Origin of the sequence: Solidesulfovibrio carbinolicus, assembly GCF_004135975.1 — a bacterium.
Taxonomy (GTDB): Bacteria; Desulfobacterota; Desulfovibrionia; order Desulfovibrionales; family Desulfovibrionaceae; genus Solidesulfovibrio; species Solidesulfovibrio carbinolicus.
Map to the genome: position 1 here is coordinate 746,678 of NZ_CP026538.1, position 12,473 is coordinate 759,150.

Sequence of the window (12,473 nt, forward strand, 5' to 3'; positions counted from 1 at the left end):
TTATGCCTCCGTAGCGTGGGCGGGATGCCCGCCGCCGATGGTTTCCTCGTGGTCAAGGGGCAGGTCGATGACGAAGACCGTGCCGGGGCGATCATTGCCCGGGTCGTCGAGGGCGTCGAAAAAGCCTTCCGGGGCCGGGGTTTCGACCCGGATGGAGCCGCCGTGGTCCTTGATGATGCCAAAGGACACGGAAAGCCCCAGGCCCGTGCCCTGGCCCACGGGCTTGGTGGTGAAAAAGGGATCGAAGACGCGCCCGAGGTTGTCGGGGCTGATGCCCGGGCCGTCGTCGGCGAACCAGGCCGTGACTTTTTGCTCGTGGGCGAAAAGGCGCGAACGCACAAGCAAGGTGCCGCCCCGGCCCTCCAGGGCGTCGCTGGCGTTGGAAAGCAGGTTGATCCAGACCTGTTTGAGCTTTTCGGGGTCGCCGTAGATGATGGGCATGCGTTCGTCGAGGTCGGTGGCGATGACGACCTTTTCCAGGGACAGGGCGTGGCGCACAAGCGTAATGGCTTCCATGAGGGAATTGTTGAAGCACATTTCGATCTTGGCGCTTTCGGCCTGGCGCGAAAACCCGAGCAAGTCGGCCACGATCTTGCGGCAGACCTTGGCCTGCTTCTCGATGGTTTGCAAATCGGCCTGGATCTGGCTGCCGCCGGGCACGTCTTCCTGCAGGAGCTGGGAGTAGCCGAGAATCACGCCCAGGGGGGTGTTTATTTCGTGGGCCACGCCGCCGGCCAGTTTGCCCAGGGATTCCATCTTCTGGGACTGGATGAGCTGCTCCTGGAACTGCTTGAGCTGGGTGACGTCGCGGGCGGTGCGCAAAAGCCCGATGACCCGGCCTGAGCCGTCGACCACAGGCACGCGCACCACGTGGAACCAGACCGGCGAGCCGCCCCGGCGCAGGCGCACCTCGCGGTCGCTGGGCCGGCCAGCGGCCAGCACGCGGCTGTTTTCCTCGTGCATGGCTTGGCCCTCGTCCTCGGGGAAGACGTCGCGGTCGCTGGTCCCCACGATTTCTTCGCTGGTCAGGCCCAGGAAATTGGCGAAAGCCCGGTTGACGGCCAGATAGCGGGCGTTTTCGTCAACCAGGCAGACGAGGTCCGGGGTGGCGTCGAGGATGGTGCGCAGCAGCCGCTCCTGGCGCGACAGCACGCGCTCGGCCCGGCGCAGTTCGTCGAGGTGGGTTTTCAGCGACACGGCCATGACGTCGAAGGTTTCGGCCAGATCCTGGATCTCGTCGCCTTTCTGCTCACGGTAGACCGGGCAGTCCCGGCAGGACTCGGGGCCCTCGCCGCGCTGGTCCGGGGAGGCGGTGAGCCAGCAGCGCCGACGGTTGTCGCCGTAGGCGGGGCAGCGGGTCTTGTCGCAGTCGAGCATGACCGAGCAGGAGCGGGCCGCGTCCGGGCCGGCCCTGGGGTCGAGGTTGCCGCGCACCACTTCTTCGGCGTGGCGCTTGAGACGGTTGATGCGCTCGGTGACGCGCCGGGCGAACAGCGTGGACGGAGCCAGGGCGGCCACCATGGCGGCGGCGGAATAAAAGACGATCATGAGCGCCAGTCGGTCGGCGGCGGCCTCGGCCTTGGTGCGCGACAGCCCGATGCGGGCCGTGCCGAAGGGCGTGCCGACGATGGTCACGGGCGCGGCGAAGTCGTCGATGAACTCCCTGCCGGTGTCCAGGAGCCGGATGTGGGGCTTGGGGCCGTCCGGGGCGTTGACCTCGGCCAGCTCCACGGGAAAGCCGCCGCTGAAGGTGTGGACCAGGACGCTGCCCTGGCGGTCGAGGATGAAGGCGTAGCTGATGTCGTCGACCTTTTTGAGCTCATCGACCATGTTCTTCATGCGCAACAGGTCCATGGAGAGCATGGCGTCGGAGACCCGCATGGCCAGGTTGTCGGACAGGACCAACCCGCGCTTGCGGGTTTCGGTTTGCAGGGATTCGGCGGCGGCCCGCCAGGTGAGGTAGGCCAGGGGGATGGCGATGAGCCCGACGATGAGCACGATGCCGCAGTTGATTTTCGTGCGAAAGCTAAGGGCCGACAGGCGCGGGATCATTCCTCGCCTCCGGGCAGGGCGTCGAGGCCGAGTTTTTCGGCCAGCCGGCGCACGGAATCGTAGTCAGCGTCCACGGCGGGAATGATGCCGCGCATGCCGGCGGCGGACAGGATGGCGGCGTCGTCGGGCCGGTCGTAGCGCAGGGCAAACATGGCCCGGGCGATCTTCTCGACGATTTCGGGCGAAAACCCGGCCCGGGCGCAGTAGACCCAGCCGGGATAGGACTTGCTTTCGGCCAGGATGCGAATCTGGCTCAGGTCGATGCGGCCGCGCAGGATCTCCAGGGTGCCGTCGCGCACCGAGCCGATGTCGCAGGCTCCGGCGAAAACGGCCAGCACGACTTTTTCCTGTTTGCCGCCCGGCCCCGGGGCAAAGGTGATCTCGGCGAAGTCCGAACGGCGGATGCCGTTGTCGAAAAACTCGCCCAGGGCGTAGATGTAGCCGCCGGCCGAGGACTGGTCCACGGCCATCCAGCGCTTGCCCCGGCAGTCGGCCAGGGTGTTGATGGCCTTGTTGTCGCGGCGGCAGATGATCTGGCTTCTGAAATCGGGTTTGCCCGAGGGTTCGATGATGCGGGCAAAGGCCCAGGCTCCGGCGGCGGCCATACGGATGTAGGCGAAGGGATTGGAAAAAGAAATGTCGATTTCGCCGCGCTCGACCATGCGCACGTGTTCCTCGAAGGTGTCGGGGAAGACCTGTCGCAGGGGGACGGCGGTGGCCCGGCCGATGTAGTCGAGCAGCAGACGGTGGCGTTCGTAGGAGACGGTGTGGGCGTACTGCGGGAGGTAGGCGTAGGTGACGGCCCGGGGGAGCTGGCGCAACACGGGCTCCTCGCGACGGGTAAGGTCCACGCGCACGGCGTCCTCGTCCCGGCCGCAGGCGGCGAGAAACGGCAGGCAAAGTCCCGCCAGCAAAACGTCGCGTCGCCGCATCCATTTCCCTCCCGGGCAGGGAGGATACGTCAGTTCGGGCCGGGAGGAAAGCGGGTCGTTACGCCCCGGTCCGGCCGCGGCGGACGGCGCGGGCGCGTTTGAGGCGTCCTAGGCCCCATTGGGCGGCCAGGTAGGCGGGGATGAAAAAGACGGCCGGTCCGGCGGACTCGCCGACCAGGGGCAGGGGGACGCCGGAAAAGCGCCAGGTGGACCAGGCCAGGACCATGAGCGCCGGCCAAATGAGCGCGGCGGCCCGGCCGGCGGCCAGGGCCATGGCGTTGCCGTAGGCCTCCTGGGCCAGATGGTTGGCGGCCAGGTAGGTTTCGCGGTCCTTGACGGCCAGGGCCGAAATGGAAAGCTCCTGGTGGCGTTTGATTTCCGCTTCCTGGCGGTTGCGCTTGGCCCGCTGGACCCGGTCCACGGCGGCGGCGCAGGCCCGGCCGAGAAGCGCCGCGCCCAGGGCCGTGGCCAGGATTCCGCAGGCAAAGCCGGCCCGGGCGTCGTCCACCAGCCGGAACGGGGCGATCAAGACGGCGTCGAGGGCGAGAAAGGCATGCAGGAAAAAGTCGTTCATAGGCAAAAAAGCTCCCCGCCCCAGGTAGCCGGGACGGGGAGCCGTGTCCAGGGAATCCGAGAGATTTCTACACGCCCGGAATCTTGTAGTTGAAGAAGCCGGCCAGCAGGTAGCCCACGCCGACGTAGACGGACAGCACGATGAACAGGCGCTTGAGCCACACGTCGGAGAAGTACTTGGAGGTCATGGGGCCGACAAAGGAACCCACGGCGATGCCGAGCATTTCCAGGCCGATGAAGTGCCACTCGATGGGGGTGCCCTTCATGAGCAGGGTGATGATGCTCGTGACCATGCTGACCAAAACGGCCAGGGCCGAGGTGCCGGCGGCCAGGTACATGGGCAGCTGGGTGACGCTGGTGAGGAAGGGCACCAGCAGGAAGCCGCCGCCGACGCCGAGGAAGGCGGCCACGGCCGAGATGACGATGCCGCCCAGGAACGGGATCAGCGGGTTGAACTGGAAGGGCACGCCGTAGAAGGTAAAGGCGCACTTGGAGATGGAGAAGTGGTTGATGTGCAGGCCGACGTTTTTGGGGTCAACGGATTCGCCCGAGGCCTGCTTCTTGGCGGCGTCCTCAAAGGCCTTGGCGGCCTTTTTGGCGGTCTGCTTCTTGGCCTGGCCGGCCGGGGTGGTCTCGTAGAGGAGCCAGCCGCCCAGCAGCAGGACAAAGAGGCCAAAGTAGCCCTGGTAGGACTTGAAATCGAGCTTACCGGCCGAAAGTTCCTGGGCCAGCCAGGCGCCGATGAGCGAACCCAGGCCCAAGGTGACGGCCAGGGGCACGACCAGGCGCTTCATCTTGAGGTAGTTAAACGAGCTGATGGCGGCGGAAAGACCGACCAGGAACTGGTTGGAGGCCTTGATGGAGTCGGTGATGATCTTGCCGAGGTCCGGCGCGGTTTTCTTGAAGCTGCCGGCATAGGCGCCGAAGCCGAAGACGCTCATGTGCCCGACGCCGGCCATGACGCCGCCAAAGGCGCCCACGGTGGAGAAGATCCAGCCGACCCACACGGCCCAACAGAAAGCCAGGATGGGGTTGACCACCGGGGAGCCGGGAATGCCCAGGAACCCTTTGGGGGCGTTAGGATCGGCCGGAATCTGACCGGGCTGGTCGCCGATGGGGGCTTTGGCGATGGCGTCGGAGAGTTTGTCGGCGAAAGCCGGCTCGAACCACAGGGCGATGGCCACGATGGCCAAAAGCCCCACAGGCAGGGTCCATTTCCAGTTTTTCACGTCGGGCCTCCTTGTCGTTGGCGGCGAACTGCGTCGCGGGGTGAAATACGGCGGCCGGGTGGCCGCATAAGCCTTGTTGCCGCTGGCGGGGAGACGCGAAGCCTGCCGCCGCACCGCTGGCCGGAATGCTGACGGCTTCGCCGCGACACGCCATGCGGTTCAGGAGGGCTGCATCGGACGTGTCGCGGCAAGGCCGCATCAGCATTGGGCCAAGCCTTGCCGGCCCGTTGCCGGGCCGCGAGGCTTTTGTCGCAGCATAGACCATTACAGCCTCGTCATGTCAAGAAACTCCTGCTATTATACTGTTTTTCACAATGAAGAGCGAAAAGGGCGATGCAGGGGGCCGGCCGGAGAGGAAACTTTGTGATAATTTTCACAAAGTCAGGCCGTAAAAAAGGGCGTCGCCGGAATCGGCGCGCCCTTGGCGCCGGGCCAGAGCCCGTCGCCATCTTCATGCACCTTTTCGTCGGCCCTGGCAAGGCCGAATCACGGCGGCCCGAACAGGTCCGAAACACGGTCTGCTACCCTTTGACCCGGACAAGGCTTGGCGCTATATGCGGCCAGCTTCGGCGACAACGCCGGGGCATGTCGTCGCCTGCGGAGGCCTGGTCCCATGCTGCCTTTTTTCCGTCCCAAAAATGACAAGGATATCGGCGATAAGCTCGTCGGGAAACAGAAAAAATACCGGCTGGCCCGCAACGGGTCGGCCGTGGCCGTCACGGGAACGCTGCTGGCGTATTATCGCCGCGACGTGCTGCCCGACGGGCTCATGCCGCCGTCAGGCGGGCGGGTGGAGCTTTTCGCCGTCATCCGCACCCAGGCCGGCCGGTTTTTCTGCTACTACATCGTCACCTACCCCGAAACCGAGGACATCGCCGGCCGCCAGGAATACGCCCATGTGTGCGCCGATTTCGAGGCGGTGCGGGCCTTTCTCGGGGCCATGGCCTATCCGGGCAAGGGCAAGTTCGTGCCGGCGCTTTTGGCCGCGGCCCAGCACACGCTGGAGATCCTGGCCGGGGGCGGCAAAGTGAAAAAGGCCGCCAAGGCCGCCGTTACGGTTGCGCCGGAGGCCGAAAGCGCGGCCGGCGAGCCGACCGGGGAACCGGCTGCCGTCGCTGCCGCCGATGAGACGCCTTCGCCCCAGGCGGCCGAAGCGGCCCAAACGCCGGCCCCGGCGGCAGGCGTCGGTACCGCCGGCGAAACCGAGGCCGGCGACGAGGAAGACGTTTCGGCGGCCCTGGCCCGACTCGTGGCCAGGGCTCGCGCGGACATCGCCAAAGAGGCCGAGGCCCAAAAGCGGTCCGCCGCCGCCCAGGCCGATGCGGACATGGCCGAAGAGGCCTTGGCCGTCGCAGAGCCGGCCGAGGGCGATAATCCGCTTGCCGCCGCCCAGGCGTTCAGCGGGGCGGTTGCCTCGTCGCCCGCAGCCGCAGCCGCGACCCAGGAACCGGCTTCCCCGGACGCGCCCCAAGCCCCCGCCGGCGTCCAGACCGCCGGCCGTCTGGTATCGGTGGCGGATATGCTGGCCGACGCGCCGTTCGCGGGCGGCAAGAAGTCGAAGAAAGCCTCGAAGCGCGCTTGATCGAATAAATGACGCGGGCCGGTCGGGGGCGGCAACGGCGGGCTAGAACCGCCGGTCAAGCAGCTGGCGCAGCACTTCCTCGTCGTCGGCGGTGTCCAGGCCGGCCAGCTCCTGTTTGAGCCCGGCCAGAGCCGCCCGCTCCACGGCGATATGGGCGGCCAGGGCCTCGCGCCGTTCCCGGATGGCGGTGAGGAGCGTCGCCTTGCGGGCGTTGGCCGAGCCTAGCCGCTGCCGGACCACCTCGGCCAGGCGGCGGAAGATGCGGATGAGGAAATCCTCGCGCTCGGGGCTTTGCAGAAAATCCACATAGCCCATGTCCACCACCAGGCAGTCGCAGGGCGTTTGCGCTGTCACCGTGGCCGTGCGGCCCTTGCCAAGAACAAAGCTCATCTCGCCAAATATCGTACCGGCCGCATCGAGGTCGGCGACGTGTTTTCCGGCCCGGACCACGGCCACCTGGCCGCGCAGCAACACGAAAAACGTCTTTTCGTAATTGCCTTCCTCGACAATGGCTTCGCCCGAGGCAAAGCGGGCCAGCCGCACCGCCCCGACCCGCAACAGCAGATCGAGGTCCTCGTCCGCGAAATCCGCCCACAGGGGCAGTTTGCGCATCAGCCCCAAAAGCGCCCCTGCGTCGGCCGGCTCAATACGCTGCACGTTTTGTCCTTGTTGTTGCCGTCACGGCAACGCCGTGAAAAATCAGTCCTTCATACTCTCGCTTCACCACCGCCGCGCCGCCCGTCCCTTTAATCCCATTTGGGGGGTCCGGGGGCCTCAGGCCCCCGGCCGCCGGAGGCATTCTTCTCCTCCTCCACCTCCGCCCGGCCGGCCTCGGCGGCCAGGGCGGGGCGGTCGTGGAGGGCCACGTCGCGGCCGTTGACGGTGACCAGGCCCGCCTCGGCCAGTCTGCGGAAGGCGCGGGAGAGCGCCTCGGGCGTGGCTCCGACGATCTTGGCCAGTTCGCGGTGGCTGATGGCCAGGCGGATGGGGCCTGTGCCCGGGGAGCGGTCCGCTTCGTGGAGCAGAAAGCCGGCCAGCCGGCCGGTGAGCGGCAAAAGCGCCAACGCTTCGACCATGGCCTGGGTCTGCTTGAGGCGGCGGCACATGAGCCGCAGCAGATCAAAAAGCACTTCCGGGTCTTCCCTGGCCGCCGCCGCCAGGGTCCGGGCCGGAAAGGCCAGCACCCGCGTGTCGTCCAGGGCGGCGGCAAAGGCCGGGAACTCGCCGGCTTCCACCAGCGAACACAGGCAGAACGGTTCGCCGGGACCTAAAATATAGAGCGTCTGCTCCCGGCCGTCCGGGCCGATCTGGTAGAGCTTGGCCCGGCCCGAGGCCACCAGATAAAAAGCTTCGCCGGCGTCGGATCGGGCGGCGATGAGCTCTCCAGGCCCGTGGCGCGAGACCATGGCCCCGGCTGCCATCCGGGCCAGCCTTTCCTCGGGCATGCCGCCGAAAAACGGCAGCGACCGCAACAACACCATCCGCTCGACCTGCTCCATTATTTTCCCCTGTTCAACCGCCACAGTGGCGGTGAGCGCAGGCTCGCGTCAAGCCGCAAAATCGCGCCGCGTTGATCCACATCAATGCGCCCGGCTCCGTCCATGGGCTAAGCCTCAAGGCGTCCGGTCCGCCGGAAAGGAGCACCATCCCATGAACAGACGCGCCTTCCTCAAATCCCTGGGCACGGCCATGGCCGCCGCCCCCGTGGCCGCGCCGCTTCTGGCCCGCGACGCCGCCGCCGCCTCGGGCGAACAGTTGGCCACGCTTTTCGACCTCTCCAAATGCATCGGCTGCGGGGCCTGCGTGGCCGCCTGCCGCGCCGCCCATGCCGCCGATTACCCCAATCCCCAAAAGCCGTTCCCCAAAATGTACCCGGAGCGCGCCAAGGTCGAGGATTTCTCGGACAAGCGCGACGTCGACGACCGTCTGACGCCGTACAACTGGCTGTTCATCCAGACCGTCACGGTGACGCGAAACGGCAAGGCCATAAGCCTCAACATCCCCCGGCGCTGCATGCACTGCGTGCATCCGCCCTGCGCCGAGCTGTGCCCCTGGGGTTCGGCTGTGCGCCACGACGACGGCGCGGTGGCCATCGACGCCAACATCTGCCTGGGCGGGGCCAAGTGCCGCGACGTCTGTCCCTGGCATATCCCCCAACGCCAGACGGGCGTGGGGCTGTACCTCGACCTCCTGCCGGCCTTTGCCGGCAACGGCGTCATGTACAAGTGCGACCGCTGCCATGGGCGCGTGGCCGCCGGCGGCAAGCCCGCCTGCATCGAGGCCTGTCCCAACGATGTTCAGACCATCGGGCCGCGCCGTGAAATCATCGCCGCTGCCCATGACCTGGCCCGCCAGACCGGCGGTTTCCTCTACGGCGAAACCGAAAACGGCGGCACCAACACCCTCTACGTCTCGCCCATTCCCTTCGAAGAACTCCACGCCGCCCTGCAACCCAGCCCGGGCAATCCCGGCTTGCAGGCCGCCGCCGACGTCATGGGCAAAGAGAAAAATCTGGCCACGGCCGTGCTGCTGGCTCCCTTGGCCGGCATCGCCGCCGGCATCCTGCGGGTGGCCAACCGGGCCAGAAAGGCCGCCAAGGAGGACGATCATGCCTAAGCCGTTGTTCCCGGTCTGGCAAAAACGCCTGACCCTTATCGCCGCTCTTGGATTGGCGCTGACCGGCATGGGCCAAATGCCCATCTTCTCACGCTACTACATCGCCGATCTGCCGGGCCTGGGCTGGCTCGGCAACTACCAGATCACCGCCGCCCTGCACCTCGCCCTGGGCGCGGCGCTGGTTTTTCTCCTGACCAGCTACGCCGCCTCGTGGCTGGCCGCCGGCGCAGCCCGACCCACGCTGACCACGGCCGGCAAATGGCGCGTGGCGCTTTACGGCGCGGTGGCGCTGACCGGCGTCGTGCGAGTGCTGCAAAACGGGTCCTGGGCCATGGTCGGACCCATGAACGTGCGCTATTTGGATTGGCTGCATCTGGCGCTGGCCATGGGACTGCTGGTGTTCGCCATGGCGGCGGGCCGTAAGGGGGCGGTGGCTGCCAGGAGGTAAGCGTGCCTCCGGCGGCCAAAGGGGGTGACCCCCTTTGGAAACCCCGAATGGGGATGGTAAGGGAAGGGGCCGCAGCGGCGAGCGGAGGTGCCTGAAGCGCTTTGAGCGCTGACGCGCTTGGCGGCTGCGCCGCGTGGGTCGTTGGAATTTCGCGGGCTTCGATGCGCCCGGCTGTCGCCGGGTGCTCGAAGCCCGCGAAATTCCAACGACCCGGTTCGCCAGGGGCTACCCGGCACGGGAGAGATGGGGACTGCGCTTGAACCAACCAGCTGTCAGCGGGGAGGGGGCGGCGTTCTGGGTTAGTCGCCGGGGCCGGCTTGCAGGATGCGGCGCAGGGTGTCCTTGGTGATGTCGAGTTCGCGGCAGGCGGCCATGGTTTTGCCGTTGTGCCGGGCCATCGCGGCCTTGGCGGCGTGGTATTTGGCGGCCCGCAGGGTGGTTGGAGCGTTGGCGGAAGACGCGGCGGGAGTGTTGGCTTTGGGCAGCAGATAGTCGGGCAGATGTTCGGGAGTGATGCGGCCGGCGGAGCACAGGATGCAGGCGTATTCGATGATGTTTTGAAGCTCGCGGACATTGCCGGGGTAGTCGTGGCGCAAAAGCGTCCGGGTGGCGGTGTCGGACAGGCCGGTGACGGCTTTTTGGCCGATGAGGTTTTGGCGTTCGATAAAGGCGTGGGCCAGCAGCGGGATGTCTTCGGGCCGGGAGCGCAGGGGCGGCAGGGCCATGCGGGCGACGCTTAGGCGGTAGAAAAGGTCGCGCCGGAAGGTTCCTTCGGCGATCATGGCTTCGAGGTCGCGGTTGGTGGCGGCGACGATGCGGGCGTTGGTGGTGGTGGACGTGTCGGATCCCAGCGGTTCGTAGGCGTGTTCCTGGAGCACGCGCAGGAGCTTGACTTGCAGGGGCAAGGGCAGCTCGCCGATTTCGTCGAGGAACAGCGTGCCGCCCTGGGCCATGGCAAAGCGGCCTTTGCGGTCGGTCTTGGCGTCGGTGAACGCGCCGCGCACATGGCCGAAGAGTTCCGATTCCAGCAATTGGCCGGGGATGGCCCCGCAGTTGACGGCCACGAAGGGGCCTTTGGCGGCAGGGCTCAGGTTGTGTATGGCCCGGGCGAAGAGTTCCTTGCCGACGCCGGATTCGCCGAGCACAAGGACGGCCGCGCCGGATTCGGCGATGGGCGGCAGCAGATCGAGGGTGTGGGCCAAGGCCTTGTTTTTGGTGAGGATGTCCTCAACCGTGCGCACGCCTTCGAGTTCCTTGCGCAACCGGCTTAAATCCGAAATGTCGCGGAAGCTCTCAACGCCGCCGACGATGCGGCCGGCTGCGTCGCGCAGGGGCGCGGCGCTGATGCTGACCGGCACTTTGACGCCGTCGGGGCGCACGATGAAGATGGACTGGTTTTGCAGGGTGTCGTCGTTGTCGATGCAGTGGCCCAGGGCGCAGGCCCCGTCGCACAGGCTGGAATGGAAGACCTCCCAGCATTTGCGCCCCAGGGCCTGCTCGGGGGCGATGCCGGCGATGGCTCCGGCGGCGCGGTTAAACGACGTGATGGTGAAGTCGGCGTCCACGGTGAAGACGCCGTCGGCCAGGGATTCCATGATGGATTCGCATAAAATGTCGCGAGGGAGCGCCATGCTTGCCGCCTTGTTGCTGGTCCAGGGAATGTAACCGAGGTCGTCGTTGCTGTCCAAGGGCCTAAAAGCAATTGACTTTATTTCGTCCTGGCCGGATAGAGCGGGAAAGCGGCCGACCCTGACGGGCGGCCTGGGGAGGAGACGCGATGGAGGGTGGCAAAAAGCCCATGCTGATGATCGGCACGCCGGCCTACAGCGGCCAGGTGACGGTGGCGTATTTGCGGGCGGTGGTGTCGTGCATCGGCTTTCTGGACAGCCAGGGCATCAAGACGGGGATGTTGACCCCGTCCCAGGAGAGCCTCATTCCCCGGGCGCGCAACCTGATCGCCAACGAGTTTTTGCGGCTCAAGGAATATACCCACTTGCTGTTTATCGACGCGGACATCGGCTTTTCGCCGGAACTGCCGCTGAAGTACCTCGAAGCCGACAAGGACGTGGTCTGCGGCATCTACCCGGTCAAGTACCTGGACATCGACAAGCTGCGCTGCATCGACAACAAGGTGCTGTCCCGGGTGGCGGCCGGCGCGTCCATGCACTATGCGGTCAAGCTCAAGCCGGGCGGGCGGCCCGAGCCGGTGACGGGGCTTTTGCCGGTGGAGTACGGCGCCACAGGCTTCATGATGATCAAGCGCGAGACCCTGGAACGCATGGCCGCGCATTATCCCGAGCTTGGCTATGATTATTCCCATACCAACGACGACAACATCAACAACGTGGCCTTTTTCGACACGGCCATTGATGTGGAAAACCGGGAGTATCTGCCTGAGGATTATGCCTTTTGCAAACGGTGGACCGACATGGGCGGCGAGATTTTCGCCGATGTGCACAGCGTGTTCACCCATGTCGGGTCGTTTGAGTTTACGGGCAACTTCACGGCTTTTCTGACGCATCTGGGCGCTGGGGGCGAGGAGTAGGGCGACAACATCCGAGGCTTCAAGGAGGAGCTGCCATGCAGAAGGTGTTTTTCCTGGTGTCGTGCGGACCCGACGAGCAATCCAAGGCCACCAGGGCCTTTCAGTTCGCCAAGCTGGCGGCCGAACGCGGCGCGCTGGCCGGCATGTTGCTCGTGGACGACGCGGTTTATCTGGCCAAGCCCGAGATTGCCGAACGGGTGCGGGCCGTCACCGGCGACAGCCTGGCCGACCATGCCGGCTGGCTGCGCGAGAAGGCCAAGGGCCTGCCGTTTTACGTCTGCACGCCGTGCTGCCACGCCCGGGGCCTTGCGGCCGAGGAGCTTGACCCCATGTGGGTTCTGGGCACGGGCGGTCAGGCCATGGACCTCCTGGTCCAGGACGGGGTGAGCTGCTTGTCTTTTTAGCGTTGCCAACACCTTGGATTGTTACTTGTCTTTTGGAGCCGGTTTGGTCCGGCTCCTTTTTTTTGCGCGATTGAGCAAATTAAGGCCGTCAG

Annotated in this window: 12 protein-coding genes; 5 read left to right on the plus strand and 7 right to left on the minus strand. The window is 66.2% G+C overall.

Going from position 1 to position 12,473, the window contains the following annotated elements:
• From C3Y92_RS03335 to C3Y92_RS03350, 4 genes are all read right to left on the minus strand, one after another.
• Window positions 1-2,052, minus strand: a complete 2,052-nt coding sequence (locus tag C3Y92_RS03335) for a PAS domain S-box protein (RefSeq protein WP_129349484.1) — start codon at window positions 2,050-2,052, stop codon at window positions 1-3.
• Window positions 2,049-2,984 (minus strand): phosphate/phosphite/phosphonate ABC transporter substrate-binding protein, encoded by a 936-nt coding sequence (locus tag C3Y92_RS03340; protein WP_129349486.1) that lies wholly within the window; start codon window positions 2,982-2,984, stop codon window positions 2,049-2,051. The genes C3Y92_RS03335 and C3Y92_RS03340 overlap by 4 nt, the downstream gene beginning before the upstream one ends.
• A 58-nt stretch (window positions 2,985-3,042) precedes the next feature.
• Window positions 3,043-3,558 carry a hypothetical protein gene (locus C3Y92_RS03345; RefSeq protein ID WP_129349488.1) on the minus strand — a complete coding sequence of 172 codons (516 nt, stop codon included), beginning with the start codon at window positions 3,556-3,558 and terminating at the stop codon, window positions 3,043-3,045.
• A gap of 67 nt (window positions 3,559-3,625) precedes the next feature.
• Complete coding sequence (locus C3Y92_RS03350) at window positions 3,626-4,786, minus strand: sulfite exporter TauE/SafE family protein (protein ID WP_129349490.1); 1,161 nt, start codon at window positions 4,784-4,786, stop codon at window positions 3,626-3,628.
• 613 nt (window positions 4,787-5,399) lie between these two features.
• Here C3Y92_RS03350 and C3Y92_RS03355 point away from each other — a divergent pair.
• Entirely contained in the window at window positions 5,400-6,368 is a 969-nt protein-coding gene (locus C3Y92_RS03355; protein WP_235669599.1) for a hypothetical protein, read from the plus strand.
• A 42-nt stretch (window positions 6,369-6,410) separates the two neighbouring features.
• Here the strand turns inward: C3Y92_RS03355 and C3Y92_RS03360 are convergent, their stop codons facing one another.
• Entirely contained in the window at window positions 6,411-7,025 is a 615-nt protein-coding gene (locus C3Y92_RS03360) for a Crp/Fnr family transcriptional regulator (RefSeq protein WP_129349494.1), read from the minus strand.
• A gap of 89 nt (window positions 7,026-7,114) precedes the next feature.
• Window positions 7,115-7,867 (minus strand): Crp/Fnr family transcriptional regulator, encoded by a 753-nt coding sequence (locus C3Y92_RS03365; protein ID WP_129349496.1) that lies wholly within the window; start codon window positions 7,865-7,867, stop codon window positions 7,115-7,117.
• 151 nt (window positions 7,868-8,018) lie between these two features.
• Between C3Y92_RS03365 and C3Y92_RS03370 the strand changes: the two genes are divergently transcribed.
• Together C3Y92_RS03370 and C3Y92_RS03375 are read left to right on the plus strand one after the other, a co-directional pair.
• Window positions 8,019-8,984: a 4Fe-4S dicluster domain-containing protein gene (locus C3Y92_RS03370; protein WP_129349498.1), complete on the plus strand. Its 966-nt coding sequence runs from the start codon at window positions 8,019-8,021 to the stop codon at window positions 8,982-8,984.
• A complete protein-coding gene (locus tag C3Y92_RS03375; protein WP_129349500.1) occupies window positions 8,977-9,432 on the plus strand; it encodes a hypothetical protein in 456 nt (151 codons plus the stop codon). Before C3Y92_RS03370 ends, C3Y92_RS03375 begins: the two co-directional genes overlap by 8 nt.
• Before the next feature lie 299 nt (window positions 9,433-9,731).
• On the opposite strand, the gene C3Y92_RS03380 is transcribed toward C3Y92_RS03375, so the two are convergent.
• Complete coding sequence (locus tag C3Y92_RS03380; protein WP_129349502.1) at window positions 9,732-11,063, minus strand: sigma-54 interaction domain-containing protein; 1,332 nt, start codon at window positions 11,061-11,063, stop codon at window positions 9,732-9,734.
• A gap of 146 nt (window positions 11,064-11,209) precedes the next feature.
• Here C3Y92_RS03380 and C3Y92_RS03385 point away from each other — a divergent pair, with 146 nt between their 5' ends.
• Window positions 11,210-11,977 (plus strand): hypothetical protein, encoded by a 768-nt coding sequence (locus C3Y92_RS03385; protein ID WP_129349504.1) that lies wholly within the window; start codon window positions 11,210-11,212, stop codon window positions 11,975-11,977.
• A 35-nt stretch (window positions 11,978-12,012) separates the two neighbouring features.
• On the plus strand, window positions 12,013-12,381 hold the full coding sequence (locus C3Y92_RS03390; protein WP_129349506.1) for a DsrE family protein: 369 nt from the start codon (window positions 12,013-12,015) through the stop codon (window positions 12,379-12,381).
• Window positions 12,382-12,473 lie beyond the last annotated feature (92 nt).

Coding starts and splice junctions, on each gene's coding strand:
- C3Y92_RS03390 (WP_129349506.1), top strand. CDS start 12,013: ATGCAGAAGGTGTTTTTCCTGGTGTCGTGCGGACCCGACGAGCAATCC.
- C3Y92_RS03380 (WP_129349502.1), bottom strand. CDS start 11,063: ATGGCGCTCCCTCGCGACATTTTATGCGAATCCATCATGGAATCCCTG.
- C3Y92_RS03345 (WP_129349488.1), bottom strand. CDS start 3,558: ATGAACGACTTTTTCCTGCATGCCTTTCTCGCCCTCGACGCCGTCTTG.
- C3Y92_RS03385 (WP_129349504.1), top strand. CDS start 11,210: ATGGAGGGTGGCAAAAAGCCCATGCTGATGATCGGCACGCCGGCCTAC.
- C3Y92_RS03335 (WP_129349484.1), bottom strand. CDS start 2,052: ATGATCCCGCGCCTGTCGGCCCTTAGCTTTCGCACGAAAATCAACTGC.
- C3Y92_RS03355 (WP_235669599.1), top strand. CDS start 5,400: ATGCTGCCTTTTTTCCGTCCCAAAAATGACAAGGATATCGGCGATAAG.
- C3Y92_RS03340 (WP_129349486.1), bottom strand. CDS start 2,984: ATGCGGCGACGCGACGTTTTGCTGGCGGGACTTTGCCTGCCGTTTCTC.
- C3Y92_RS03370 (WP_129349498.1), top strand. CDS start 8,019: ATGAACAGACGCGCCTTCCTCAAATCCCTGGGCACGGCCATGGCCGCC.
- C3Y92_RS03375 (WP_129349500.1), top strand. CDS start 8,977: ATGCCTAAGCCGTTGTTCCCGGTCTGGCAAAAACGCCTGACCCTTATC.
- C3Y92_RS03365 (WP_129349496.1), bottom strand. CDS start 7,867: ATGGAGCAGGTCGAGCGGATGGTGTTGTTGCGGTCGCTGCCGTTTTTC.